Genomic DNA, 25,736 nt, shown 5'->3' on the forward strand with positions numbered 1-25,736 from the left:
ATGAAGAAGATCATACTGACCATAGTTATTGTTGCCGCTGTTTTGGGCGGGATAATATTTGTACTCACCAAAAATAAAAAGAAGAACGAAGCCGTAACTGCAGAAGTTGCCCAGGGCAGTGGTGATGCTGTGGTGAATATAGCCACCGTAAAACGCACAGCCGTTGATTTGAATTTCAGTGTGAATGGTACGCTTGCCGCCGCACAATCGCTCGACTTTGCGGCAGAGAACCAGGGCCGTATTACCCGCCTGCTGGTAGACGTAGGCAGCCATGTAAGCAAAGGGCAGGTGATTGCTATATTAGATGCAGAGCTGCTGCGTACCGATTTGGATGCTGCACAGGCCACGTACCAGAATGCACAGCGCGATGCGCAGCGCTACCAAAGCTCGTTCAGTACGGGCGGGGTTACCCAGCAGCAGCTGGACCGTGCCAACCTGGATCTGCGCACGGCGCAAACCCGGCTGCAAAGCTCCCGCCGCCGCATCAGCGATGCCAGCATAAAAGCCCCAATCAGCGGCGTTGTTAACCAGCGTTATATTGAGCAGGGCGCTTATGTGGCTCCCGGCACCAAGTTGTTTGAGCTGGTTGATGTATCGAAGCTGAAGCTGAAAGTGAACGTAAACGAATCGCAGGTGGCCAATATCCGCATGGGCCAGCAGTCTAAAGTATTATCGGGCGTATTTCCCGATCAGCAATTTTCGGGTACGGTTAGCTTCATTGCAGCCAAAGGCGATAACACCTTGAATTTTCCTGTAGAAATTAAAATGAACAGCAACCCGGGCAATAAACTGAAAGCCGGCATGTATGCTACTGCGGTTTTTGAGTTCGCTAAGGAAAAACCTGCCATCACTGTTCCGCGCGGCTCTTTTGTGGGCAGCGTAAGCAGCAACGAAATATTTGTACTGGAGGGCGATAATACCGCCCGCAGCCGTAAAGTAGTATCAGGCCGCATCATTGGCGACCAGGTAGAAGTACTAAGCGGCCTGAAAGAAGGCGAAACTGTAATTACCAGCGGCCAGATCAATTTAACCGACGGCGCCAAAGTATCCATTCAAAAATAAAGCATTATGAAAATAGCTGAGATATCCATTAAGCGCCCCAGTTTGGTTATTGTGGTATTTACCGCACTTACCCTGTTGGGGCTGCTGAGTTACTTTACCTTAAATTACGAGCTGCTGCCCAAGTTTACCTCCAATGTGGTAACCATCAGCACTATTTATCCGGGGGCGGCTCCTTCGGAAGTGGAAAATACGGTAACCAAAAAAATTGAGGATGCCGTATCAACGCTCGAAAACGTGAAGCGGTTAAATTCTTCATCATTCGAAGGGTTATCATTAGTAACCATCACCCTCAACACCGGGGCCGATGTGAACCAGGCGCTTAATGATGCGGTGCGCAAGGTAAACGCCATATCGGCTGATTTACCTTCAACCGTAAAAACGCCTGCATTGAACAAGTTCTCGCTGGATGATCTGCCGGTAATGACCTTGTCGGCTACGTCCACTAAGCTTAACAGCGCCCAGTTTTATGACCTGATGGATAAGCGTATCGCGCCTATCGTATCGCGTATCAAAGGTGTGGCGCAGGTAAATTTAGTTGGCGGCCAGGAGCGGGAAATACAGGTAAATATTGATGCCGGCAAAATGCAGGGCTATGGCTTATCCGTCCCGATGGTACAGATGGCCGTACTAAGTTCCAATCTTGATTTTCCTACCGGCGGGGTTAAAACCACCAGCCAGAACATCCGTATCCGTTTATCTGGCAAATACAGCAGCCTCGACGATCTGCGTAACCTGGTGGTGAGCAACACCGCCGATGGCAGCCAGATACGCTTAGGCGATATTGCTGAGATACAGGATACCCAGCAGGATGTAGACAAGATAGCCCGCTACAACCGTACCAGTACCATTGTAATGCAGGTACTGAAGCAGTCGGATGCAAATGCGGTAGGCGTAAGCGAGGGCGTAAATAAAACGCTGCGCGATGTTGAAAAGGAATACGCTAATTCCGGTATTAAACTTAGCGTTGCCAACGATACCTCTACGTATACACTTGAATCTGCCGAAGCGGTAATACATGATTTAATTCTGGCGGTAGTGCTGGTGGCATTCGTGATGCTGTTCTTTTTGCACAGTTTGCGTAACGCCCTCATCGTGATGGTTTCCATTCCGGCCTCGTTGATCGCTACTTTCATCGGCATGAGCCTGTTGCATTACTCGCTCAACCTCATGTCTTTATTAGGGCTGTCGCTGGTGGTAGGTATATTGGTGGATGATGCCATTGTAGTGCTCGAAAACATTTACCGCCACATGGAGATGGGCAAGAACCGGGTACGGGCAGCGTATGATGCCACCAAGGAGATCGGCTTTACGGTAATGTCTATCACGCTGGTAATTGTGGTGGTGTTCTTACCTATTGCCTTGAGCCAGGGTTTGGTATCTGATATTTTGCGGCAGTTCTCTATGGTAATTGTAATGTCTACCTTACTGTCATTGCTGTCATCGTTCACCATTATCCCGCTGCTTTCATCGCGGTTTGGCAAGCTGGAACACATCACCGGCAATAACATCTTTGGCCGGTTTATCTTAGGGTTCGAAAAGATGCTGACCCGTTTTACCAACTGGATCACCGGCATCCTGGTATGGTCGCTGGCGCACCGTAAAACCGTACTGGGTTTTGTGTTCATCATGTTTATCGGTTCGTGCGGTATGCTGCCGGCAGGGTTCATTGGCTCGGAGTTCTTCCCCAAAGGGGATCGTGGCGAGTTTCTGGTGCAGATTGAGCTGCCTAAGGATGCCTCTATTGAGCAATCCAACCAGATGATACGCCGGGTAGAAAATTACCTGAGCAAACGTAAGGAAGTAACCTCCATGGTAACCACCGTTGGTCAGGCCAATGATGGTACACTCGCCATACAGGCTTCGCCTTACAAGGCAGAAGTGGATGTTAAGCTGGTGCCCCGTACCGAGCGTGAAGATCAGTCGGATGTGCTGGCTGCTAAAATGAAGCGTGAGATTGCGCCATTGGTTACCGGCGCTAAATTAAAAACCATCCCTGTGGGTATTTTGGGTACTGCCGACCGGGCACCCATCGATCTGGCTGTAATGGGGCCGGAGCTGGATAGCGTGATGGCTTTTGCCAAAGCGGCACAGGTAAGCCTGGCTAAAATACCCGGCGCTACCGAAGTAAAGCTATCTGTAGAAGCCGGTAACCCGGAGATTGATGTAAAGGTTGACCGTGATAAAATGGCTTCGCTGGGCTTAAGCCTGCAAACGGTAGGTGCTACCATGCAAACCGCCTTTAGCGGTAACACCGATAGTAAGTTCAGGCAGGGCGAATATGAGTACGATATCGACATTCGCCTGCAAAGCTTTAACCGCCGCAACATTGATGATGTAAAGAACCTGATGTTCACCAACAACCAGGGTCAGCAGATCAGGCTGGAGCAGTTTGCTTCAGTAGTGGTAGGCTCCGGGCCGAGCCAGCTGGACCGCCGCGATAAAATTACCTCTGTTGAGGTACAGGGCCAAACTATAGGCCGCCCTACAGGTACCATAGTAACCGAATGGACAGCCCAGCTGGAAAAGCTGAGAAAGCCATCGGGGGTAACCTATGTGTTTGCCGGTGATGCAGAAAATCAGTCGGAGGGTTTTGGCTCATTGGGCCTTGCGCTGCTGGCTTCCATACTGCTGGTATACTTTATTATGGTAGCGTTGTACGATAACTTTATCTATCCGCTTGTGGTGATGTTTTCCATTCCGCTATCGGTAATAGGCGCCTTGCTGGCGTTGGGCTTAACCAATAATGCGCTTAACATCTTTACCATTTTAGGTATGATTATGCTGATTGGCCTGGTAGCCAAAAATGCCATTATCCTGGTGGATTATACCAACCAGATGAAGGCAGAAGGCAAGTCCACCTACGATGCGCTGATTTTAGCCAACCATGCACGTTTACGCCCGATATTGATGACCACCATTGCGATGGTCATCGGTATGGTGCCCATCGCAATAGCTAAAGGCGCAGGTGCCGAATGGAAAAATGGTCTGGCCTGGGTAATCATTGGTGGTTTGCTCAGTTCACTGTTCCTGACCCTGATCATAGTACCGGTTATCTACCAGATTTTTGATAACCGCATTGCTAAATGGAATAATAACAAGAAGCAGGAATCTCTTGATGAGTTAATGCATCAGAAGTATGAACACAAAGAAGTAAAGGAATACGAGCACGACCCTGAACTGGTTTGATGCGTAGTTCTTTTAACCTCAAAACGCCGCTTTATAAATAAGAGCGGCGTTTTGAGGTTAATACAGGAGTGTCAATAGTATTATCCGTGCAGTTTTTCAACTATTTTCCGTGCTTTTTTCTGGCGTCTGCTGCCGGCATCCAAGGCATCATACACTAAACCCGATACGAGGCTGTAAACAGCGTGGTGCAATACATCAATGCCAATTTCTTTTGGCTTTTCTTCGGTAACCGGAGGGCCGGCGTTAAACTTAGGCATAATGTACAACTCCGTTCCGTACACCGCTGCAAAATGTAATGCTGAGGCTGGCAGCCCCTTTAATCCGGTTAAGCCGATCAATCCTCTGGCAATGCCCCAGGTTGTGCCGTAGGCCAAATGTATTTCGTAACCTACTTTTTCCTTTTCGCCCTGGCTGGTGGGTTCTACGTCTGCCACTTGCGATACTACCTTGACCGGGGCATCACTTGGCCCGCGACCGGTAATTTTCATTTCTATGGCCTGTGAGATGGTCATGGCCAGTGTGCCGGCCAAACCGGCAAGAACGCCTTTGCCTATGGCATTACCCAATTCGCCTAACGCGTTTTCTTCTTTTATTTTCATGAGATGATGATTGTGCCGCTTTTTTGTATAACAATTATTTAATCATAAGTTTTAGCGCATGTTTAATAGTTGCATTAAAAATTATTGTGCTAAGTACATGTTGTTGTGTTTAAAAAACAAAAAGTTCCGCCGGCAGTTAAAAAAGTTATCACTTAACAAGGTTCAAAGCATCTACTTCCATTGATATAAAAAACATGGCTATTAAACTAACAAAACCGTTTTGGCAAACATTAGGCATAGGTACGCTGGCGGGCTTACGTTCCGCTTCGGCCCCGGCAATTGCCAGTCATATCTTAAGTCATCATCAAACAGATGCGCTGGCCAACAGCAGGCTCAGCTTCATGCAATCAGAAAAGGTAGCTACCGCCTTGAAGCTGTTTGCAGTACAGGAGTTTATTGCCGATAAATTGCCCGGTACGCCCAACCGCATTATGCCATTGGGTGTGGGTTTCCGTGTGGCTGCAGGAGCCCTGTCAGGTGCAAGCATCTATAAGGCGAATGGCAGTAACGCAGTAATCGGCGCGCTCATTGGCGGTTCGGCAGCGGCGGCATCAACATTTGCCTCCTTCTTCATCCGTAAATCAACAGTAAAGCACACTACCATTATAGACCCGATTGTGGGTAGTATAGAAGATGCGTTGGTGGTTGGCGCAGGTATTGGACTGAGCCAGGCTGCCTAAATTATGCTTCCGGTTCAGCTTGCCCCAGCCGGGCATTGCCGTCACCGCGCAATTTAGGCAGGCTGTCCGGGTAATTTTGCTGTATAAAACTAATCAGGTGTTCCCTGATGTAGCACCGCAGATCAAAGGCTTCCGAGGAGTTTTTAGCACTCATCAATACCCGGATTTCTATTGTTTTCTCTTTCGCATCGGTTACTTGTACGGCGCTCACTTTTTTGTCCCACAGGGGCGTAGCGGCCAGTAAACGGCTGTATTCTGCACGTATGGCATCCAGCGGCACACTGTAATCCATATAAAGAAAAACGGTGCCCATAATGTCGGCAGATATGCGTGTCCAGTTCTGAAACGGTTTTTGAATAAAGTAATTGATAGGCAGAATCAGCCGCCGCTGGTCCCAGATGCGCAGCACCACATAGGTGAGGGTAATATCCTCCACCCGGCCCCATTCGCCTTCAACCACCAGCACGTCATCAATGCGGATGGGTTGCGTAAAGGCAATCTGAAAACCGGCCAGCAAATTGCCCAGCGAAGTTTGTGCGGCCAGGCCTACAAAAATACTGCCGATGCCCACTCCTGTAAGCAGGCCTGTTCCAATGCGGCGCAGGCCGCTGAAGCTTAGCAGAATAATGGACAACGTAACAAATACAATCACCATAACCGCCAGCTTGCGGATGAACTGTAACTGTGTGCGTATCTTGCGTTCCTTCAGGTTATCCGCCTTGTTTAAGTCGTATGTATAGTAAACGTAATCTTCAAATACCCGTATGATACGGATGAGTACCGCTGCAAAGCTGATGGTTAATGCGATATCTACCACCCGGTCAATCGGGGTGAGGTAAACTGTTTTCATGCGCATTAAGGGCATCAGCAAATTCAGTATGAACAGGGGAAAGAAATAAGAGGTAACCGGCCCCAGGCGTTTGTGCAGGGAAAGTAAAAATGAATACGGAGCTTGTTTATCTGCAAAGGCACGGAGTATAAGCGCCGATATCCCCTTAACAATTAACCCGAACAATATTGCCGAAAGCACAATGAGCAAATTCCAGACGAATGCCGGGAATTGAGTTGAAAATTCTAAAAAGTCTGCAGGAATTTTGCTTTCCATAATCAGTTGAAAATTTATTTTTTAAATAACACAGCCAAAGAAGATGGCCTGCTCCGGGTGGTTTATCATACGTACTGTATGTTGCCGGTAAACAAGGCATAGTAATGTTAATCTTTTGTCTGCATTATGGGTGCTTTTGATACTATAATACGCAATAAATCAATATTATATACGTCTTATAGTATAGCTAATTATCTAATGTATGTTACAACGCCTAAACTGTCAGAACCAGGTCATAACACAGGTAACCACATTATACAGGCGGCGCTTTTTGTATATTTGCAGTGCCAGCCCAAGGTAGAAAATATTTAAAATACTTCTAAAGTTAGAGGTGATTGTTTTAGAGTGATTGAAACAGGTCGGAACAGTGTTCCGGCCTGTTTTTTTATGATAGGCGGGTTTCTACCATTACAGCGCCTACCAGTAGCTTATGCACCGGGCAGGCATCGGCAATTTGCTCCAGTCGCTTCCTTTGTTCCTCAGTAAGGTCGCCTTTCAGCTCAATATTACGCGTTATCAGGTTGCCGCCCTGCACCTTATATATAGCCAGATCGATGTTGATCTCATCTACAATCCACATTTTCCGGTTAATGTACATGCGCAGGGTAATGGAAGTACAGCTACCCAAACCGGCCAGTAACAACCCGAACGGCGACATGCCGGTATCTGAACCATTCAGGCTTTCGGGTTCATCGGCAATAAGGGTATGGTGGCCGCTGCTGATAAGGGTTTGGTATTGGGTACGTGCCATTTGTACCCTGGCCTGGCTAATCGCTCCTCCGGTTATGGTATCCATATCCACACAAGGCGGAAAGTGCCGTTCATGTTTGCCCGGTTATCATTAATTACGGCTAATGTCCAGTAACAACCAGCTGTTCTGGTTATCTGCTGCGCCGCCTTTGTATTTTATCAGCACCGAGTAATCGATGCTTTTTACAACATCGCCATCGCGCAGTTCGGCGCTGGTACGAATAACATACACCGAATCGCTTTTTTGAGCATATTGGTAGCCGTCTGACGAAAAGTTCAGGCTTTCTGCCCTCATGTTTTCACGAATGTACTGCTGGGCCGCCTTGTAGGTGGCTTCGCTGTCGGGTAAACCGGTACTGGCATCTGCCGAAACTGAGCCTAAAGCAAACCTGAGGATCAATATGGTAAATGCAACACCAAAAACAGCCAGCAGCCGTATTGCTGATTTTGCTGCCCTTATGTGTTGAGAGCGGTTGGGTATGTATTCGTTTTCCGCTGAATGGTTGTCCATTGAATTGATTATAAGGGTTAATTAATAAAAATCATAGCATCGTTTTGCACCGTCAAACCGGCGGTCAATGTAAGCGCGGTTGGGCAGGGTGGTCTGGTAGCTCAGGCTGCCTTCGGTAGTGCCGCTGGTATTGCCGTAATTGAGTTTAGAACTTGGGGCATCATGGCTCAGGCCGAAGCGTACCTTTTCACCGCCTTCCCGGCTGATGTTTAAGTCAAAGGTCAGCGATACCACAATGGCGCTCGGGCCGCTTTGGCCGCCGGAGCGGTACCACAGTCCCGCACTTACGCTCCTGCGCTTATATTCCAGACCGGCGTTAACAGATTGCGCCTGCGATTGCTTGTAGATGACTACCGAAGGAATAACGTACGAATGGTCGTCTTCATCGGTATTGCTGTAAACGTCTAAATCCCAGCGGTAACTCAAATGCCCGGTAACCCGCATGGGCAGCCGTGCAGGCGAACCGGTAAAAGATTCATTAGGCCGGTTAATGTGCTGCAAGGCGCCACCGATCATGAAGTTGCCGGCTACGAGGTTAATACCGGCGCCCGAATCAAAGTAATAGCGGTTATTGAACTGCGGCAAATCTGCAGATGAGCCGCTGCCGGGCATGTAACCCAGGCGCGGGTCTATCTGATCGCCAAATATGAGGTTACCATAATCTATGGACCGGTTGGTGATGCCGGCCTGCAAACCGAAGGACAGCACAAAGTTATCTGACCCCACACTGTAAGAATAGATGCCTGCAATGTTATTCTTTTTGAGGTAAGCCGTGCCCTCGCTGCTGCGGGTAAACAGCAGGCCCAGGCCGCCGCCAAAACGCGGTATATTGTAATCAACAGAAGCCGTTAAATAATTAAGGCTGCCGGGTACCGATGTCCACTGGTTACGGTAAATCAGGTTCATCCGCAAATCACCTTCAAACTGCCCGTTCAACGCCGGGTTAAGGTAAACAGGCGAATTGAAAAACTGCGAGTACAAATGATCTTGTGCATCGGCGGCAAAGTGCATCAGCAAACTACAAAACACAATCGTTAATATCTTACTCAACTTCATTTCGCGCTTATCTGATTAAATGAATAACACCTGTATGCTTGGGCGGCTCGTTATTGTACGACATGCCCTTCCAGTCGCTGCCGCTGATGTACGTGCCCGACATTTGCCATACATATACCCCCTGCGGTACGGCCGAACCACGGAAGGTGCCGTCCCACCCTTCGGCAGGTGCGCCGTCGCTGGTCAGCTGCGTACTCTCCCAGATCAGCTGGCCATAATTATTAAATATCTGCAGCCGGTATGCTTTAAGCCCCATACCTTTCGCCTTAAAGGTGCGCAGCTCGCTGGTTGCACTGGTTGGCATAAAGGCATTGGGGATGAACAGCTCGCCGCGCACACCGGTAATTTCTACCGTTCTTTCTGCGAATGAGGGGCAGCCATTAGCGCCGGTAGTAACCAGCCGTACCTTGTACTTACCCGGGTCGTCATATATATGCGTCGGGTTCTTGCTATTATCAGCGGGTTTACCGTCGCCAAATGTCCAGCTCCAGCTGCTAACCGGCGTGCCGGTGCTTTGGTCGGTAAACTTAAAGGTATAGTTGGGCACTGCTGTTGTAAGGCCGGGCTCTGCACTAAAGTCGGCGGTGGGCGGGGCAGTTACCACGATGTAATTTTCTAGGCTTTGAAAACTGGCATTACAGCCGGTAACAGGGTTGGTAACTATTATTCTTACCCTGTATGTACCCGGTTGCTTGTACTCATGCTGCGGCATGTAATCTTTAGCCGGCGCCGTACCATCCCCAAAATCCCAGCTGTATAATAAGCTGGATGCCGGCCTGCCGTTGAGGCCTGGTGTTGTATTGGTAAATTTTACTATTAAACTGCTGCAGGCAGTTCGTTTATCGGCGGTAAAGGATGGCTCGGGCAAAGCGTATACCGTAAACCGTAACTCCTGCGACGGCACCGGCTTAGCGTTGCATATACTATTGGCATACAGGGTAACCACATAATCACCCGGTGTTGGCGGTTCGTAGAGCAGTTCTTCATCTGTAATGGTGGGTAGCGGCCCATAGGTTACGCTGGTGGTTTTATTTACAATGCTGTAACTATAGCTTGTACCGCCCGCCGAGCCGTTTTGCAGCGTTATTTTATCGCCAATGCAATAGCCGGCTTTCTGATCTTTAATTGTAAAAATCGGGTTTACACCGGGCGGCTGTACCGTAATAGTTACCGGCTTGCTCATGCTGAAATTTCCGCATTTGTCTGTTACCTTTAAAGTAAGGGTGTAATTTTTAGCGCCTCTACCCGTATTTTTTAACGGTGCAAACGCAGGCTCACCATTATCCTGCATTGATATGGTTACAGGCTTATCTACGCCGCTCAGATCAGTGAGTGTGTATTCGTATAAGATATTGTTGGCGCCGGTATTAGGTGTGGCTGCCGCTACCGAAAGCGTATAAGGCGAACAGCCGGTTGCAGGGGCCAACAAAGCGAGCGATGCCACTGGTTTAGCCGGACTGATAACGATATCTACTGATTTTGCTTCTGTCGGCTCGCAGTTACTGGGAATATTCAACGCAACCCGGTACGTTTTATCTTGCGTTGCCGAAGCCGCAAACGGGTAAGTAAAATTAAAATCCCTTGAAACTACAACACCATCAACCGTCCATTCAAAAGCAGCGCCTGCGGGTGGTGTAGTAACGTTTCCGAAGGAGGTATTGGTAAAGCTGATTGTTGTTTGGCCGCAGCCTGTGGTTTGGCCGGACTTGAAATCGGGCGTTATGGTGCTTCCGGTAGTAACCACCACCTCATCTTCTTTTTCCATACATGCACCATGCACCCTCCATGTAAATTTATAGATACTGCCCGGTAAAAATCCGTCAATCTGCGACCTGCGCTGGGTGGCAGATGATATGCGTAAGCCGGGCGGGTTGTTTTTGTCCTGAATCCATTCGCCCGGGTTGGCATTCTCAGCGGCCTCCAGAACGGTGAAAGTTGTTTTACATAGGGGCTGGTCTTTGCCTGCATTAACAACGCCGATACCCGGCATTACCTTAATTACGGTTACAGAAGAATACACGGCGTCGCAGCTGCTGTTTTGCACCACTGCACGGTAGTAGGTGGTAGTTTGCGGGCTTATCGGGATGATCGCAGCAGTTGAGGGGATACTTTTGATAGTACCCTGCGTTCCAAAATTATCGGTCGAACTTTCCCAGCGTATAATGTTACCGGTATAGCCGGTTAATTTTACTTCACTGTCGCTTTGGTCGGCGCAAAGGGTTGTTACTGCGGTGCTGGTAGTGCCGCCTACACTCTGCTTGTTTACCACCAGGTTAAAGGTTGCCGGGTTGGTACTGCATCCGGCAACACCGTTAGACTGCCATTGAAAGATGTAAGCAGTACCGGGGATGAGTTTGCTTACCACCGTATTGGGGTCATTCACATTCTTAAATTCCACATCGCTGGCTGCGGGTTGCACTACCGACCATACGCCTGTTGCAGGGGTCAGGTTGTTGCCCTGTAATGTGTAGGTGCCGGTAGCACCGGCGGCAACGCACACGCGGTCAAGGGGTTGTGCTACACCTGGCTGTACAGGAGATGGCTTTATGGTAAGCGTAATCTTTTCAACTGCGCCGGCGCAATCGCCATTATAAGGGGTTACAAAATAAGTGATCGTTCCGGATGCGTTGTTATTGCTGTTGCTGAGAACGTCTGTTATTGTGGTTTTTTCTGCCTGTACGGTTGGCGCAGTGCCGCCGGTAACCGCGCTGCTGCTGGTTTCGAAATTCCATGTGTATTTTGTGCCTGGTATATCAGATGTGATGCTGATGGCTGCAGGCTGGCCGCTGCATATCTCGCTGCTGGCATAAACCAACTTTATCTTAGGCAGCGGGTTAACTTTAACCGTTACCAACAGAGGGTCGCCTTCGCAGCCGTTGGCAGTCGCCTTAATCTGATAGATGACAGTACCTGCAGCAGTACCTGTTACCACCGGAACATCCGCTATAGTTGTGCCGCTGCCGCTGGCGGCAAAACCCGTAACACCGTCGGGAGAGATGGCCGTCCAGGTAAAAGTGGCGGGCACATTACCGGTAATGGTATAATTTAAGGGCTGGCCGCTGCAGGTTGCAGGCGGATTAGCGCTGCTGGTAACTTTGGGCTGGGGAAGTATTATAATTTCTGCCGGACTTGAAATTTCTTTGCAATCCCCTGAAAGCGAAGTTGTTATTTTAAGCGATAGCGTTACCTTACCTGCCTGCTTATCAGCATCAGAGAATTGATAGGTTGTGTTGATCTTATTCTTATCAGAAAACTTTCCTGTGCCTTTGGTGCTCCACTCATAGCTGTTTCCCGGGTCGGCCGTTGCCCGGGATAGCTCAATTTCAACTTCCTTATTACAAACCGGATCATAGGTACCGGCATCTACCCTGGGTGCATTCTGTACAGTAATCTTCTGGGTTTTTAAATCTGTTGAACCGCAAGAATTTGTGTGTATTACGGTAACTGTATAAGTAGTGTTTTTTTCATTAAATATGATGGTTGGATACTGGCTGTGTTCATTACTGCCAGACTCGAAACTAAATGTACCGGGCGTTACCGACCATGTATAGGTTTCGGCTTCTGGTTGCACTGTACCCGAAAATGTAGTTTTGGTGGGTCCGTTGGCATCGTTAAAGGTTAGCTTGTTTATGCACACCTTAGCATCGGGCGATAGGGTAGCGGTTGGCGGCCCGTCAACAATAATTTGCTTTGCTGCCGACTCTGTAACCCCGCAACCATTGGTAGTGATACTTAATTTTATGGTATAGATACCGGGTACCGTAAATTTAAATTGCGGCGCTTTGCTGCTGTTGCCGGTGCCGCCGGCATAGCTTACAGGGGCGGGGCCGGTAACTGTCCATAAATAACTGCTGAGAAACTGAGGATCGCTGTTGTCTACAACAGTTTTTTTGTCGTCGGGAGTAATTATTGATGAAGAGCAGATACGGGCCGGAACGTCAAAATCAGGCTGGGCGGTGTTCTGAATGTAAACAATTTCTGTTTTGGTAGCTATAGTACAGGTTGCATCTTTATCAGTTGGGTCAACCTGCAAATTCAGGGTTATGGTGTGCTGGCCAGGCGTAAGAAAACGGTATTTGAATTTTTCGCCAATGCGTGAGTTTGTTTGAATGTCTTTACCATCAACCACCCAGGTGTATCTTGCGGCATCATTTAAACAACTTAAATTGGTGCTGTTAGGGTTTTGGCCAGGGTCTGACTTGTTTAAAAAAACCACTTCACTGTTCAGACATCTTACAAAACCGGAGGTACCTTCAACACCAATTCTGTTTACAGGCGCTTCAAAAACCTTTACAGGTACATTTGAGGTAGCGCCTACATCGCCGCAAAATGTATTGGAAGGCTGAATTTCGACTTTAAAAGCATTGGCACCAATGCTTTCTTTAAGGCCGCACGAGGAGAAGGTATAAGTGTGTGGTATAAGGCCCTTGGCCGCAACTAACTGCCAGTAAGTAAAAGATTGGCTTTTCCCGTCGCCAAAATTTATCTTATAAACGTCGCCCGGATAGTTTTGGGTGAATTCACCCGGAACAGTTTTGATGGTAATATCCCCTTTTTTATCTATCAGGCATATACTGTTCTTTCCAACGCTGCCTAACTGAACGCTGGTAATGTTGTTCAGTAATAAATAAGATTTTGTAGCTACGATTCCGTTGCGTTCAGATCGTGCAATTACTGTATAGTTTGCAGCTTTAGCCGGGAAAGCATAAAAAGTTGGAGAGAGGGTAATTGTAGATTCTTCCTGGCTTTGTGTAAGTTCATTAATAAATTTTAATGTTGTTGTTGCATTTGGCGTACCATTAAAAAAATTGAAAGCCTGATCGCTATGATCACACCTGCCAAAAATTTCAGCAAAGCTTGGGTTCGAGTTTATACGGTCGCCGTATACTGTTGTAATTAAAGGGTCACCTGCTTTTACGGTAAACGGTGTAGAGGGTAAGCTCGCCTTAACCGGAATAGTAGCATCTACCCTTAGTTTGTAGTTTCCGCCCGGAGCTAAGTTGCCCGGTAGTGTGCCATTAACAAAGCTGGTATAAAATCCATCAAACTCTCCGATTTTTGTCTTGCTGTCGAAGTTACCGTTCACATCAGACAGGTATAAGATGAATTTATTGCCTTGCGCTATATAACCGCTTTCGCTGTTGTCAATAAAGATGTGCGCAGTGATGGTAGAACCCGGCGCAAATGGCCCCGGATCAACATCTTTTACCGTGATTGTCTGAGCGTTGGCGTTGCCAGCCGTTAGTGCAGTGAATATCGTGTAAAAAATAAATAGCGCAGCAGCCCTTAAAAAGCTTTTATGCATTAAGCGTTCGTCGTAAAAGTTTAATCAAATTAATTTGAATCAATTAGCGCTAATAGTTAACGAAAAGTTACAACTGCCTTTTTGGGCAGCGTTTTTCGCTATATGATTTAGCTTAACTGCTTTTACGATTTTGTTTTTCGAAATGTTATATAAATTTCTACTTACAGGAAATAAGTTTAAAGCCCGTTCGGGCTGCAGGATTAAGCGAAGAAGAGATAAGATACCAATATAGCGGCAATAATTCCTGCTGCATCGGCAATTAAGCCGGCGGGTATGGCATAACGGGAGCGCTTGATGCCTACCGAGCCAAAATACAGGGCCACAATATAAAAGGTAGTATCCGCCGAGCCGTTGAATACGCTGCCTAAACGGCCTGCAAAGCTGTCGGGCCCGTAGGTTTGCATGGTGCTGATCATCATCGCCTTTGAGCCGGAACCGCTTAGCGGCTTCATATAAGCCACCGGCATGGCATCCACAAAACGGGTATCGCCATGAAAGAGCTGTACCACCCATTTTACGCCGCTGTTCACATAATCCAGCGCACCGCAATTACGGAACACGCTGATGGCCACCAGCATAGCTACTAAGTAGGGGATGATCTTTACCGTTACCCCGAAGCCGTCTTTGGCACCGTCAATAAACACCTCAAACACGTTCAGCTTTTTACGCATAGCGCCAAGAATAAAGATGGTAGGTATGGCCATCAGCAAGGTGCTGCTGATGATGCCTGATACCGTGCTGATCTGGTCGTGGCTTAAATAGGAAGTAAAAAACCAGATGAGCAAAGCGATAAAGGTGGTCAGTCCGCCCAGCCAGGCTAATATCACCCGGTCGAACAGGTTGATTTTTTGCTTGATGGCCACCACCAGCATACCGGCAATGGTAGCCACAAAGGTGGCAATAATACAAGGCAGAAAAACATCTGCCGGATTTTTGGCGTGCAGTATGGCCCGCTGTGCAATAATGGTTACCGGCAGCAATTGCAGCCCGGAGGTGTGCAGCACCAGGAACATGATCTGTGCGTTGGAGGCCGTTTCCTTGTTAGGGTTGAGTTCCTGCAAACTGGCCATGGCTTTTAGTCCCAGCGGTGTGGCGGCATTATCCAATCCTAACAGGTTAGCCGAAAAATTGAGCATCATTTGGCCGGTAGCAGGGTGGTTCTTTGGCACTTCGGGGAACAGGCGATGAAAGAAAGGCCCTACAATGCGCGACAGGAAGTTTACCGCCCCGGCCTTTTCGCCGATGTTCATGATGCCCAGCCATAAGGCCATTACACCGGTAAGCGGCAGGGCAATATCCATTACGGCGGTTTTGGAGGAACTGAACAACCCGTCTACCAGCAGGCTGAAGGCATCGGTTTGGCCCAGCACGGTTAGTTTAAACAAGGCCACTGCAAAAGCAATCAGAAAAAAGCCAACCCAGATGTAATTCAAAGCCATGCTTCAATATTACTTCTTTTTGCCGAATGTGCTGTACGGGGATGCGCATTTTGCCTTTCAAAAGTTTAAATTAGCAGCTTTTAGAATTACCTATGGCTACAATTGAATTAAAGCGGGTGTCGGGCCGGTTCGGCTTTGAGGCCGGGGATGAATACGGGCATACCGTACTTATGGACAGCAGCCCCGAAACCGGCGGCCAGAATTTTGGCGTTCGCCCTATGCAAATGCTGCTGATGGGGCTGGCCGGCTGCTCGGCCATTGATGTCATCATGATTTTAGAAAAGCAGCGCCAGGTAGTGCAGGATTACCGGATGGTAGTGAACGGTGAGCGTGAAGCCGCTAAGGAGCCATCCTTATGGAAAGAGATTAACATCGAGTTTCATTTGTACGGCGATATCAGCGAAGATAAAGCAGCCAAGGCGGCTGAACTGTCCATCAATAAATACTGCTCGGTAGCGGCTACGCTTGGCACTGCCGGAGCCGAAATTAAATGGCAGGTATTTGTGCATCCGGCAACAGTTGATCCTATTTCATCATAAATTTATATCTATGTCAGAACCACTCGATAAACTTACCCGGGCTATACGCATACGTGCCGATAAAACCATTGAGCATGAGCATTCTACCCCCTTGTACTTAACCAGCAGCTTCACGTTTGATACTGCCGAAAGTATGCGTGCGGCCTTTGCCGAGGAAACAGATGATAACATATACAGCCGTTACAGCAACCCCACCGTTGACGAATTTGTTGATAAGATGTGTATGTTGGAAGGCGCGGAGGCCGGCTTTGCTACTTCTTCGGGCATGGCTGCGGTTTTTGCTTCAATGTTTGCGCTGCTGCAACAGGGCGACCACCTGCTGTGCTGCAGTTCGGTATTCGGCAGTACGTTCACCATGGTTACCAAGTATCTGCCTAAATACGGCATTACCTGTACGCTGGTACCCGCGGCGGATACTGCCGCCTGGGAGGCGGCTGTGCAGCCCAACACCAAAATGATCTACCTGGAAACGCCTACCAACCCGCAGCTGGAAATTATTGATCTGGAGTGGACCGGTAAATTTGCGGCTCAGCACCGCCTCATCCTTAATGTAGATAACTGTTTTGCCACGCCTTTGCTGCAGCGCCCTATGGAATATGGCGCTCATTTAGTGGTGCACTCGGCCACCAAGTGGATTGACGGGCAGGGCAGGGTAATGGGCGGCGTAGTGGTGGGTAACGCCGGCCTGGTACACGAAATATATTTGTTTTGCCGCAATACAGGTCCGTCATTGTCGCCTTTTAATGCCTGGGTGTTAAGTAAAAGCCTGGAAACGCTGGATGTACGGATGCAGCGGCATTGCGAGAATGCCATGCAGGTGGCCGAAACGCTGCAAGATCATCCGGCCATCAGCTGGGTAAAATATCCTTTCCTGAAAGGGCACCCGCAGTATGATATTGCTATAAGGCAAATGAGCGCCGGAGGCGGGGTGTTATGCTTTGAACTGAAGGGTGGACTGGACGCAGGGCGTAAATTTTTGGATAACCTGCAAATGCTGTCGGTTACCCCGAACCTTGGCGACAGCAGGAGCATTGCTTCGCACCCCGCCAGTACCACCCACTTTAAACTAACCGAAGAGCAACGCCTTACCGTAGGTATTACACCGGGCCTTATCCGTATTTCGGTAGGCCTGGAAAAGGTAAGCGATATTGTAAACGATATTATACAGGCGCTTAACGCTTAAAATTCTCTTAATACATACAATAATTGTGGTAATGGCCAATATGCGTGTTATAACGTGTATTGGCCATTGCTGCATAATGGAAACTTTAAAGTTATACAATAATATTTTTAGCAGCCATAGTTAGTCTGTGCAATGTCTTGTGCAACTGATACTGAACTCTTTATAGCATTCAGGAATATTTAAACTTGCCACCGGGGCGGAAACACTGATTACTGTAACGTACCTGTTACTGCTTTTGGCACTATGCTTGTCAATAGCTGCACATCTTTATTGGTACGAAAGCCGATGGAGTGCACTTAAAATAATTGATATGAACAGTACATTTAAAAAAACAGCCTTACTGGCAGCCACGCTCTTCGCAGGCAGCCAACTGATGGCTCAATCAACCGACACCACTACTTACACTAAGGACTACGTTCAGCCTTTTTCTGATGGCAGCGCTTTCCGCAACTGGTCAATCGGCCTGAATGGCGGTATGTTAAGCCCCTGGACTCCCTTCCGCGGCAAGCAGGATTTTGTTACGCCTAATGAGCAATGGGGTTACGGCGGGTACATTAAATACCAGATCTTGCCGGCTTTAGGTTTTCAGGCTGATTTCCTGAAAGGCCACCTGCAGGGTACTACACCGCAGCAGCCATCCAATTTAGTAAGATACCGCACCGATATTAAATATGCGGTAGATTTAAGCGCCAACATTACACTGGCTAACATTAACTGGCGGCACAACCAGGGTTTAATACAGCCCTATTTAACCGTAGGCGGTGGTTCTATTGCCTATGCGCCAAAATTATCTACCAATGATGGTCGCCGCGTACAGTACAACAGCGATGGCCGCAATATCAACCAGTTCTATATCCCGGTAGGGGCAGGTTTAAAGATTGGCCTGTCACGGGGTATCAATTTAGATTTGGGTTACCAGGTTAACTTTATGGATGGAGACAACATTGATGGCTATACCTATGGTGGCCGTAATGATCAGTTCTCTTATGCACACGCGGGTTTAGAGTTTGCCTTGGGTAAAAGTTCAAAACCGCAGCTGGCTAATCACAACCCGGTATCGTCAATGCGTACCGAGTACCTGAGCAAGACCAATGCATTATCAAACGAGCTGGCACAGCAGCGTATGATGAACGAGCAGCTGCGTAATGATTTAAACACGACCAACGCCAATCTGGCTCGCTTAACCACTGATACGGATGGTGATGGTGTATTTGATCTTAACGATAAATGCCCTAACACACCAACCGGTGTAAAGGTAGATGGTTCTGGTTGCCCGCTGCCAACTCCGGTAACCAAGGTTTATGTAACCGAAGAAGACAAGCGCGTAGTACGTGAAGCTATCCAAAACTTAGAGTTTGATTTTGGTAAAGCCACTATCAAAGAACGCTCATTATCAAGCTTAGACCGTGTTGCTGATATTTTAACCAGCAAAAACTTCAGCCTGAAATTAGCCGGCCATACTGATAATGTGGGTTCAGCAGAAGGTAACTTAAAGCTTTCTAAAGAACGTGCCGAATCAGTTAAACAATACTTAGTGAGCAAAGGTGCCAACCCATCGCGCATCGAAGCCACAGGTTATGGTAAAACTCAGCCTATCGCTTCAAACGCAACAGAAGCCGGCCGTCAGAAAAACCGCCGTGTGGAGTTCACCTTATATTAATAGCTTTTAACACCTATAAAACAACAAAAGCCGCTAAATCAGCGGCTTTTGTTGTTTTATAGGTGCAATTAAAGTTCAAAAAAATCTGCCAGTCCTCCCATATAAACATCGTTCCAGCCTTCTATAATGTCATTATAGGCTTCATCAGGTATGTTGGTATGCCTTAGTTCTACCGAGGTAACCTGTTTATCCGGGTGCAGTTTAATGGTAACCACAGAAGCTTCTTCCTGCCCGTCAAAATACCACTGCTGTACCATCTTTTTGTTCGGCTCAAATTCAAGGTTCTTACCCAGAATACTGCCGTCCCATAAAGAAAATTCAGTGTCAGGCACTGTCGACATTTCGGCTGGCTCACCCGTCCACAACTGAATAGTGAGGGGATTAGTGACGGCATTATATATATCCTCAGCGCTGGCAGGCAGCGTATAGTACTTTTTATAATCTTTCATGCCGCAAGATATAAAACTATGCGGCTATTTAAGGGCCGGCATAATAGAGGTGCCGGCAAGATTGGTATTAAAACACCGCCTGCCTGTAATGCCGGAACACGGTCAGCATTCACCTGCTTTTTAATCTCAACACACTGGCAGCCACAGCACCGTATCATCCGGGTGTACCCCGTTTTCAGCTCCATGTTTTCCCCTCATGCTCGCATAAAACCGGAGGTAACTAAAGCCGGTAAAGGACACAACTAAAAGTTGTAAAAAGTGTAAACCTTGGTTTTTTTCAATGTGCTGAATATCAGTTTTTTAGATGCAATATTTTCGAAAAAGTGTAAACTTTGGGTTTACACTTTTTTACCCTTTGCCGGGCCGGACAGCACTCTTAAGCGCACGGCAGTAATCAGGTAAAAACTAAACCCGTTTCAGCGTAATGCGATACCAAAGGTACACCGGCCAAAAGGGGCGGGGCGGATACTATAGTAACTTACCAATACCAGCACACGGCTTACTGTAATGAAACAGTACCAAGCTTACCTAATTGGTTTAGCCGGTTCACTTCAGCTATTAATAAGGCCAAGTGAGGGTTTGCAAAACTGATAGCGCATTTAGCCGTTATTAGCATTATGCAAAAAGTAGTATTGCTGCGCCACGGTGAAAGTACCTGGAACCAGGAAAACCGTTTTACCGGGTGGACAGATGTAGATTTATCAGAAGAAGGTTTCAGGCAGGCGCGCCATGCCGGCCAGCTATTAAAAGATAATGGTTACAAGTTTGATATTGGTTTTACCTCTATACTTAAACGCTCCATTAAAACCATGCATACGGTGCTGGAAGAAATGGACCTGATGTGGATACCGGTGCAAAAATCTTGGCGGCTGAACGAGCGCTTTTATGGCGCTTTGCAGGGGCTGAATAAAGACGAAACCATAGCCAAATACGGCGCGGAGCAGGTGCAAAAATGGCGCCGCGACCCGCACGAACACCCACCTGCCATTACCAAAGAGGATGAGCGTTTCCCCGGCAACCATTACCGTTACAAAGATTTAACCGACCGCGAGCTACCGCTTACTGAGAACCTGAGCGAAACTATGGACCGCGTGCTGCCTTTCTGGCTGGAAACCATTATCCCTGCCATCCGGCGTAACCAAAAGGTGCTGGTATGTGCGCATGGCAACAGCTTGCGGTCTTTAATTCAGTATATCGATAACCTGAGCGATGAGGAAGTTACCAAACTGGATATACCTACCGGCGAACCCTGGGTGTACGAGTTAGACCAGGGCCTGAACCGTATTAAGCATTACTATATAAAATAATTCCTGTCAACCTGTAACGTATGGCTAAGCAGTTGCGTAAGGATATAAATTGATGACCATGAAAAAATTTAAACCTTTTGCTTTACTGCTTACCCTGGCCATAGCAGGCTGTGCAAAAAACGATCCTACAACTGATGATAAGTTATCGGGCAAATTTGCGGGGAGGTTTACTACGTTTAACAGCAATCCCGCATACAATTCCATTACGCATACAGGAGATGTAACCGTAACGTTTACCGAAAGCAGCTATCAGTCTTCTGGAAACAGTAATTACATACCGGCAGGCGGCGTGGGCACTTTCAGTATAAACAGGCAGCAGTTAATTTTTAACGATCCTAACGTTCATACTGCCAACTTTGATAGCAACCTACTGCTGAACGGAACATACGATTACAGCATCTCAAAAGATACGCTGGTGATGGATAAGGTAATTGCTACGCAGCATTACAAATATGTGTTGGTTAAGCAATAACTCACTATTACCATAAAACCAGTAAAGCCATGTAATATACATGGCTTTACTGGTTTTATGGGTGCTGTACTGGTGTTACTCCTCAATGGCCAATCCCCAGTCGCGGCCTTTATCCACTGCCGGAACGCCTTTGTCCATCCATACCGGCATGGGCGCACCTTTCAGGTAATGGTCAAAAAACTGCGCTTCGCGGATAGAAATATCCTTGCGGTTCTTGCGCTGCACCAGGTTGTGGGCTTCATCATTGTATTGCAGCAGCCAAACCGGTTTGCCCAGGCGGCGCAAAGCGGTAAACATCTCAATGCCCTGGTACCATGGCACAGCGCCGTCAGCATCATTAGACATGATGACCACCGGGGTTTTCACCTTCGGTAATTGGAACAACGGTGAATTTTGTATATACAGGTCGGTATTGCTCCACAAATCGGTGCCAATGCGGCTTTGCCCGTGCTCGTACTGCATCTCGCGGCTCACGCCGGATTCCCAGCGGATACCATTGTAGGCCGAGGTCATATTGGCAACCGGTGCGCCGGCCCAGGCGGCGGCATACATATTGGTTTGGGTAATCAGGTAGGCTACCTGGTAACCGCCCCAGCTCTGGCCCTGTATACCAATATGCGCGGCATCCACCCAGGTGTTCTTTTTCAGGCTTTCTACCCCTGAATTGATATACTCGATAGCCGAGCCGCCCGGATGCCCGGTTTCGTAACTGATATCCGGTGTGAACACCAGGTAGCCGTTGCTCACAAAATAGGAGATGGGCAGGCGCGACGGCGTTGGTGCCGGAGCAATGTAGCTGTATAAGCCTTCAGACAGCTTTTCGTAAAAGTATACCAGCATCGGGTATTTCTTAGTAGGGTCAAAGTTCTCTGGCTTGTACAGGATGCCTGCCGATTTATAGCCTTTTGGCGTAGTCCATCTCACCAACTCGGCAGTACCCCAGTTGTACTGTGCTTGCTGGGTGTTGGTTTCGCTCAACCGATTTTCTGCCTTTAAATCAGCCGAGGCGTACAAATTGGGTGATTGCTGATAGCTGGCTTTGGTATAGATGTATTCGTTTGCATCTTTCGCCTTTAACAAATTGGTATAGCTGTAAGGTGCCATAATTATGCGTTCAGGCGCTTTGCTGCTGCCCGGTGTTGTACGGTAATACCCCCACTGTTTAGTTTGCTCATCCTGGGTGAGCAGATACAGTGGTTTCCTGGCGGGGATCAATCGCTCATCATCCTCGGCTGTGCTGCGGTCAACCGGATTGGTATAACGGAAAATGAGGTGGTTTTTACGCCCTGCGCCATTAGTTACATTGGTAGCCAAACCGGTAGCCGGGTCTATGCTCCAGATATCGTATCGGTCGTATACTAAAACGGCCTTGTCCTTATCCGTCCAGCCCGACAGGCCGTAGGCCGAAGGATCATCGGGTACATCATTGTCTTCTGCGCCCATTTTGGTGCCGGTACGTGCGGTAAGGTTTGTTTTTTTACCGGTGGCTATGGCATAGCTGTACCAGTTTTGATTTTTGGGATCGAACCACACCACATAGTTGCCGCCCGGCGAAATACTGTAACGGGTTTTAAGGCGCGTGTTGATGCGCTGCCGCTCACCGGTGAGGGTGTTAACTAAAAAAGCTTCCTGCCGGCTGCCGCCTTCCCACTGGGCCGCTACACGTGCGCCGGTATCGCTGATGCCCAGGGCATACCTTGCATCATTGTTGGCAGAAAGCATAACTTCCTGAATGCCTTTATCTGCCAATTGTATAGTATGCTTTTCATTATCATGCAGGTTAATCACCGCCAGGTAACTGCGGCGGAGTTCGCGCTGCAGGTTCTTCAGCTGCTGCGGCTGCAGGTAATCGTCTTTGTAGTTCCAGATATCCAGCTTGGCCGTTTCAAAATCAACCAATGTGGTATCCAAAGGCTTAGGAATTGGCGCGGTACCAAAGAAAAGCCTGGTTCCGCCTTTGCTAAAATATACCCGGCCATCGCCGCTTACCGCCCACTTTTCAGGGACGCCGGTGGTGCCTGCGGCAGCTAAAACCGTAGCACTGTCGGCACCCGGCCTGTAATAATATAGCTTATAGGGTTTTACCTGCGCTTTTTCCGGGTTCTTTTCTGCCGTAAAAGCCAGTTGCTTGCCTGCCTCATCAAACGCCAGCGCATGGTAAGTGCCCCTGCCGGTGCTGATTTCCTTTAGTTCGTCCTTATCTACATTGTATAAGTACACGCCAGATTTAACTGTTTTTGAACGGCGGGGTGCAGTAACAGAAAAAGCCAGCATCTTGCCATCTTTGCTTAGCTGGTAGTCGGTTACGTATTCGAAAGTGCGCTGCTTATTATTGGCTAACTGGCGCACGGTGAGATTTGCCCCTTCGCGGGTTGGCGCTGCAATGGTAGTGGCAATGGCTTTTTTAGAAGTATCAGCAGCAGCGGCTTTTTTTACCGTATCTGATGGGGCAAGGTAGGCCAGTACCGATGCTTTCTCCGCAATTTTGAAGGAACGTACACCGCCGATTTTTGTAACATTACGGCTGCCTAAGGCAAGTATACCCAGGGTATCTTTCGGAAAGTCAACCGGTTTTTTCTTTTTGATCCGGGCCTGCCGGGTATCAGCGTAAAGTGCCCGGATCAGGAACACCGCGTATCTGGAATCGTTGGTAATGCGTGCCGTATCGCCCCGGGCTATCTGTAATTTACCAGTACCCTGTACCGGGGTAATAAACAGGCTGGCATCGCCCTGCTGCGGCTTTACGGCGTACACCACCCATTTGCCATCATTGCTGATGCGCTCGTTACCGATGCTTTGCCAGCTATCATAAACGGAGTGGTCTACCGGCTTTTTGGCGGTGGTTTGTGCCCCGGCTGTTAAAGCGGTGAGCGACAGTAAAACGCTTGCATATAAATATTTGCGCATAATTAATTCAAGGGTTAATTAACGCTAATAAATATGCACAAACTTACCGGATTGCGGCCCGGGGCTACAAAAATGTTACAAAAGCGCAGCCCTAATCCGGTTGCGGGCTCATCGCTTTGTTGAGGGCAATAATCGAAGCCTTGAAATCTTCCCTGGCAATAATGAATTGAATGTTCACCTTCCGCAAGGCAAAACCGGCGCTCTTAATGTTGATATGATTATCGGCAAAAGCCGCTGCCGATTTAGCCAGCAAGCCGGGCTGGTCTATATTAGAGCCGATGAGGCACACAATCGCTACCTTTTCTACGGTTACCTTCTCAAACTTGTCCTGCAATAGCTGGATCAGTTTTTTGTTGTAATCCTTCTCCCATATCACAATGGATATGCTGTTGGCGCTGGTGGCCTTAAAGTTGTAACTGGTTTTAAAATCGTAAAACACCTGCATAATCTGCAAATCGGTACCTACGTTGCCTACCATCAGGGGGTCGTAAATATCAATCATCACCAGCTTATCGGTGCCGGTAATCACTTCAACACGCTTGTGCTTGCACACATAATCCTGCGTAATCAGCGTGCCGGGGTGTTCCGGCTCAAAGGTGTTTTTAATGCGCAGGTGAATGTTATTAATTTCCAGCGGCTTTGAGGCTTTGGGGTGTATAGCTTCCATGCCCACATCGGCCAGCTGGTCGGCCACATCATAATTGGTATAGCCTACAGGTATGCAATTGTCCACACCCACCATCACCGGGTCGGCAGAGCACAGGTGGTATTCCTTATGGATAATTACCTCCGGAGCTTTCACCGCTACGGCTATCTTGCTGAAGGTAACTTCAGAATAACCGCGGTCAAACTCCCGCATAATACCCTCGGTGCCCTTGGTATAGCCGGTAGCAATGCAGATGGTTTTAGTAAAATCAATATCCTTAAAGGCGTGTTTAATGCGCTGGTCAATGGTGTAGGGCTTGTGGTCATAAAAACCGCTCAGGTCAACCAGGGTAGCCCTGATGCCCATATTTTGCAGGATGTTGGTAAATACAAATGCCGAATGACTTTCGCCTATTGAAGCCAGAATTTCGCGGGCGGCCTGCAAGATGCCCTGGCTGTTCACATAACCCGATGCCAGCACATCAGACAGGTTTTCAAGATAGCCGCGGGCATCATGCACGTGCCTTTCAATAAAACTGTCGGCGGCAGCCAGATCCAAACCTAAGCCTTTATATTGCTTGTTGATCTGTTTTAACTTAATAATGAGATTGTTGAGCGGACGGTGAAAATCCTGGTGCTTCGCAATGCGGTGATAAACGCCCGGTTCGCCGGTCTTTTTGTTTTCGAGCAACAGGTTGGTAACGCCCGAAAATGCCGATACCACGAAAATGCGGTTATATAATTCATCGCCGGTACGCTTGTACAGAATGATGTTTTGAATTACATCACCCAATGCACTCATAGACGTGCCGCCGATTTTTTCTACTGTTAACATCTGCTTAATACAAAAGGATGCTAAAGTACGGTTATCTGTACTTTTA

The 25,736-nt window shown here is 48.1% G+C and carries 18 protein-coding genes; 8 read left to right on the forward strand and 10 right to left on the reverse strand.

What is annotated here, in order from left to right:
• Both ACY652_RS16335 and ACY652_RS16340 read left to right on the forward strand, forming a co-directional pair.
• On the forward strand, positions 1-1,062 hold the full coding sequence (locus tag ACY652_RS16335) for an efflux RND transporter periplasmic adaptor subunit (protein WP_462265449.1): 1,062 nt from the start codon (positions 1-3) through the stop codon (positions 1,060-1,062).
• 6 nt (positions 1,063-1,068) lie between these two features.
• Complete coding sequence (locus ACY652_RS16340) at positions 1,069-4,248, forward strand: efflux RND transporter permease subunit (protein WP_462265450.1); 3,180 nt, start codon at positions 1,069-1,071, stop codon at positions 4,246-4,248.
• 80 nt (positions 4,249-4,328) lie between these two features.
• Here the strand turns inward: ACY652_RS16340 and ACY652_RS16345 are convergent, their stop codons facing one another.
• Positions 4,329-4,847 carry a hypothetical protein gene (locus ACY652_RS16345; RefSeq protein ID WP_462265451.1) on the reverse strand — a complete coding sequence of 173 codons (519 nt, stop codon included), beginning with the start codon at positions 4,845-4,847 and terminating at the stop codon, positions 4,329-4,331.
• Between the two features lie 194 nt (positions 4,848-5,041).
• Here ACY652_RS16345 and ACY652_RS16350 point away from each other — a divergent pair, with 194 nt between their 5' ends.
• Positions 5,042-5,527 (forward strand): DUF4126 family protein, encoded by a 486-nt coding sequence (locus ACY652_RS16350; RefSeq protein WP_462265452.1) that lies wholly within the window; start codon positions 5,042-5,044, stop codon positions 5,525-5,527.
• 1 nt (position 5,528) lies between these two features.
• On the opposite strand, the gene ACY652_RS16355 is transcribed toward ACY652_RS16350, so the two are convergent.
• The 6 genes from ACY652_RS16355 to ACY652_RS16380 all read right to left on the reverse strand — a co-directional run bounded on the left by ACY652_RS16355 (position 5,529) and on the right by ACY652_RS16380 (position 15,693).
• Positions 5,529-6,632: a mechanosensitive ion channel family protein gene (locus ACY652_RS16355; protein ID WP_462265453.1), complete on the reverse strand. Its 1,104-nt coding sequence runs from the start codon at positions 6,630-6,632 to the stop codon at positions 5,529-5,531.
• 385 nt (positions 6,633-7,017) lie between these two features.
• Positions 7,018-7,428, reverse strand: a complete 411-nt coding sequence (locus ACY652_RS16360; RefSeq protein ID WP_462265454.1) for an OsmC family protein — start codon at positions 7,426-7,428, stop codon at positions 7,018-7,020.
• 45 nt (positions 7,429-7,473) lie between these two features.
• Positions 7,474-7,893, reverse strand: coding sequence for a hypothetical protein (locus ACY652_RS16365; protein ID WP_462265455.1), 420 nt, complete (start codon positions 7,891-7,893; stop codon positions 7,474-7,476).
• 21 nt (positions 7,894-7,914) lie between these two features.
• A complete protein-coding gene (locus ACY652_RS16370) occupies positions 7,915-8,949 on the reverse strand; it encodes a PorP/SprF family type IX secretion system membrane protein (protein ID WP_462265456.1) in 1,035 nt (344 codons plus the stop codon).
• Between the two features lie 7 nt (positions 8,950-8,956).
• Complete coding sequence (locus tag ACY652_RS16375) at positions 8,957-14,254, reverse strand: PKD domain-containing protein (protein ID WP_462265457.1); 5,298 nt, start codon at positions 14,252-14,254, stop codon at positions 8,957-8,959.
• A gap of 200 nt (positions 14,255-14,454) precedes the next feature.
• The gene (locus ACY652_RS16380; protein ID WP_462265458.1) at positions 14,455-15,693 is read right to left on the reverse strand and encodes a nucleoside recognition domain-containing protein; all 1,239 of its coding nucleotides are present in this window, start codon (positions 15,691-15,693) and stop codon (positions 14,455-14,457) included.
• Between the two features lie 92 nt (positions 15,694-15,785).
• On the opposite strand from ACY652_RS16380, the gene ACY652_RS16385 reads away from it, so the two are divergent.
• From ACY652_RS16385 to ACY652_RS16395, 3 genes are all read left to right on the forward strand, one after another.
• Positions 15,786-16,232, forward strand: a complete 447-nt coding sequence (locus ACY652_RS16385; RefSeq protein ID WP_462265459.1) for an OsmC family protein — start codon at positions 15,786-15,788, stop codon at positions 16,230-16,232.
• Between the two features lie 10 nt (positions 16,233-16,242).
• Entirely contained in the window at positions 16,243-17,415 is a 1,173-nt protein-coding gene (locus tag ACY652_RS16390; RefSeq protein WP_462265460.1) for a trans-sulfuration enzyme family protein, read from the forward strand.
• 310 nt (positions 17,416-17,725) lie between these two features.
• Complete coding sequence (locus ACY652_RS16395; RefSeq protein WP_462265461.1) at positions 17,726-19,075, forward strand: OmpA family protein; 1,350 nt, start codon at positions 17,726-17,728, stop codon at positions 19,073-19,075.
• Between the two features lie 68 nt (positions 19,076-19,143).
• On the opposite strand, the gene ACY652_RS16400 is transcribed toward ACY652_RS16395, so the two are convergent.
• Entirely contained in the window at positions 19,144-19,524 is a 381-nt protein-coding gene (locus tag ACY652_RS16400; protein ID WP_462265462.1) for an SRPBCC domain-containing protein, read from the reverse strand.
• A 617-nt stretch (positions 19,525-20,141) separates the two neighbouring features.
• Here ACY652_RS16400 and gpmA point away from each other — a divergent pair.
• Positions 20,142-20,831 carry a 2,3-diphosphoglycerate-dependent phosphoglycerate mutase gene (gene gpmA / locus ACY652_RS16405; RefSeq protein WP_462265463.1) on the forward strand — a complete coding sequence of 230 codons (690 nt, stop codon included), beginning with the start codon at positions 20,142-20,144 and terminating at the stop codon, positions 20,829-20,831.
• A gap of 58 nt (positions 20,832-20,889) precedes the next feature.
• Entirely contained in the window at positions 20,890-21,303 is a 414-nt protein-coding gene (locus tag ACY652_RS16410) for a hypothetical protein (RefSeq protein ID WP_462265464.1), read from the forward strand.
• Positions 21,304-21,378: 75 nt separating this feature from the next.
• On the opposite strand, the gene ACY652_RS16415 is transcribed toward ACY652_RS16410, so the two are convergent.
• Positions 21,379-24,210 carry a S9 family peptidase gene (locus tag ACY652_RS16415; protein WP_462265465.1) on the reverse strand — a complete coding sequence of 944 codons (2,832 nt, stop codon included), beginning with the start codon at positions 24,208-24,210 and terminating at the stop codon, positions 21,379-21,381.
• Between the two features lie 91 nt (positions 24,211-24,301).
• A complete protein-coding gene (locus ACY652_RS16420; protein WP_462265466.1) occupies positions 24,302-25,690 on the reverse strand; it encodes an aspartate kinase in 1,389 nt (462 codons plus the stop codon).
• Between the last annotated feature and the right edge of the window lie 46 nt (positions 25,691-25,736).

The sequence above is a fragment of the Mucilaginibacter sp. genome (assembly GCF_965200995.1).
GTDB lineage: Bacteria > Bacteroidota > Bacteroidia > Sphingobacteriales > Sphingobacteriaceae > Mucilaginibacter.

Bases quoted from the DNA above. Each gene is read 5' to 3' on its own strand.
- ACY652_RS16335 (WP_462265449.1), top strand. From the start codon at position 1: ATGAAGAAGATCATACTGACCATAGTTATTGTTGCCGCTGTTTTGGGC.
- ACY652_RS16340 (WP_462265450.1), top strand. From the start codon at position 1,069: ATGAAAATAGCTGAGATATCCATTAAGCGCCCCAGTTTGGTTATTGTG.
- ACY652_RS16345 (WP_462265451.1), bottom strand. From the start codon at position 4,847: ATGAAAATAAAAGAAGAAAACGCGTTAGGCGAATTGGGTAATGCCATA.
- ACY652_RS16350 (WP_462265452.1), top strand. From the start codon at position 5,042: ATGGCTATTAAACTAACAAAACCGTTTTGGCAAACATTAGGCATAGGT.
- ACY652_RS16355 (WP_462265453.1), bottom strand. From the start codon at position 6,632: ATGGAAAGCAAAATTCCTGCAGACTTTTTAGAATTTTCAACTCAATTC.
- ACY652_RS16360 (WP_462265454.1), bottom strand. From the start codon at position 7,428: ATGGATACCATAACCGGAGGAGCGATTAGCCAGGCCAGGGTACAAATG.
- ACY652_RS16365 (WP_462265455.1), bottom strand. From the start codon at position 7,893: ATGGACAACCATTCAGCGGAAAACGAATACATACCCAACCGCTCTCAA.
- ACY652_RS16370 (WP_462265456.1), bottom strand. From the start codon at position 8,949: ATGAAGTTGAGTAAGATATTAACGATTGTGTTTTGTAGTTTGCTGATG.
- ACY652_RS16375 (WP_462265457.1), bottom strand. From the start codon at position 14,254: ATGCATAAAAGCTTTTTAAGGGCTGCTGCGCTATTTATTTTTTACACG.
- ACY652_RS16380 (WP_462265458.1), bottom strand. From the start codon at position 15,693: ATGGCTTTGAATTACATCTGGGTTGGCTTTTTTCTGATTGCTTTTGCA.
- ACY652_RS16385 (WP_462265459.1), top strand. From the start codon at position 15,786: ATGGCTACAATTGAATTAAAGCGGGTGTCGGGCCGGTTCGGCTTTGAG.
- ACY652_RS16390 (WP_462265460.1), top strand. From the start codon at position 16,243: ATGTCAGAACCACTCGATAAACTTACCCGGGCTATACGCATACGTGCC.
- ACY652_RS16395 (WP_462265461.1), top strand. From the start codon at position 17,726: ATGAACAGTACATTTAAAAAAACAGCCTTACTGGCAGCCACGCTCTTC.
- ACY652_RS16400 (WP_462265462.1), bottom strand. From the start codon at position 19,524: ATGAAAGATTATAAAAAGTACTATACGCTGCCTGCCAGCGCTGAGGAT.
- gpmA (WP_462265463.1), top strand. From the start codon at position 20,142: ATGCAAAAAGTAGTATTGCTGCGCCACGGTGAAAGTACCTGGAACCAG.
- ACY652_RS16410 (WP_462265464.1), top strand. From the start codon at position 20,890: ATGAAAAAATTTAAACCTTTTGCTTTACTGCTTACCCTGGCCATAGCA.
- ACY652_RS16415 (WP_462265465.1), bottom strand. From the start codon at position 24,210: ATGCGCAAATATTTATATGCAAGCGTTTTACTGTCGCTCACCGCTTTA.
- ACY652_RS16420 (WP_462265466.1), bottom strand. From the start codon at position 25,690: ATGTTAACAGTAGAAAAAATCGGCGGCACGTCTATGAGTGCATTGGGT.